The sequence below is a fragment of the Aquibacillus halophilus genome (genome assembly GCF_009649745.1).
Lineage (GTDB): Bacteria > Bacillota > Bacilli > Bacillales > Amphibacillaceae > Aquibacillus > Aquibacillus halophilus.
The window spans coordinates 1-728 of sequence record NZ_WJNG01000037.1 but is presented as its reverse complement, the minus strand read 5'-3'; the positions used below and the strand labels follow the sequence as shown (position 1 = coordinate 728).

Sequence of the window (728 nt, the reverse complement as noted above, 5' to 3'; positions counted from 1 at the left end):
ATAGCTTTTCACTTTTCCAAAAGCAGATGCAATAGCCCCTCTTCTAAAGTAACAGGGTAATTTATAAAACCTAGTATTAAACTCTCTATATTTGGGGGTAGGGTTTGATTTTGTTCGATGTATTAATTTTTCTACAGCAGCAACAATAGACTTCGCCTGAAAATCATCAATAGTATCAAACTCAGTCTCTATCACTTCCATAATAAATGTTAAGGCCTCATTATAGATTGCCAATGTAGCATCGAAGATACGAGAATGGTTCGTAATTTTATGTCGTACTGACTTTGCCATCTTCATTATCAAACCCCCTTACCAAACACATGTTCTCATGATAAACTATACCATAAGAGTGAATCAGTTGTAAATGAATAGGTGGTGCATTAATGATTAATTACAAAAAGAATAGACATGCACATTATAAACCTACTTACCACTTAGTTCTCGTAACAAAATATAGACACAAATGCATATCAGACAACATGATGGAGCGCTTGAAAGAGATAACACTTTCTCTATTTGACAGGTGGTACTGTGAATTAATTGAAATAAATGGCGAGAAAGATCATGTCCATATTCTTTTTGATGCTCCTCCACAAATAAACCTGGCGAACACGACTAAAAGCTATAAAACAGTTACATCAAGATACATAAGAAAAGAGTTCCCAGAGGAACTCTCTAAGTATTATTGGAAGCCTTATTTTTGGAGTAGAAGTTATATGATATTAACT

Annotated in this window: 1 protein-coding gene and 1 pseudogene; one reads left to right on the top strand and one right to left on the bottom strand. The window is 33.9% G+C overall.

Features of this window, described 5'->3' with window-relative positions; genetic code table 11:
- Positions 1-297 (bottom strand): annotated as a pseudogene (locus GH741_RS21420) (RNA-guided endonuclease TnpB family protein); the annotation flags it as partial.
- Positions 298-383: 86 nt separating this feature from the next.
- Between GH741_RS21420 and tnpA the strand changes: the two are divergent.
- A partial coding sequence (gene tnpA / locus GH741_RS21415; protein WP_153738768.1) for an IS200/IS605 family transposase occupies positions 384-728 on the top strand: 345 nt, incomplete at its 3' end.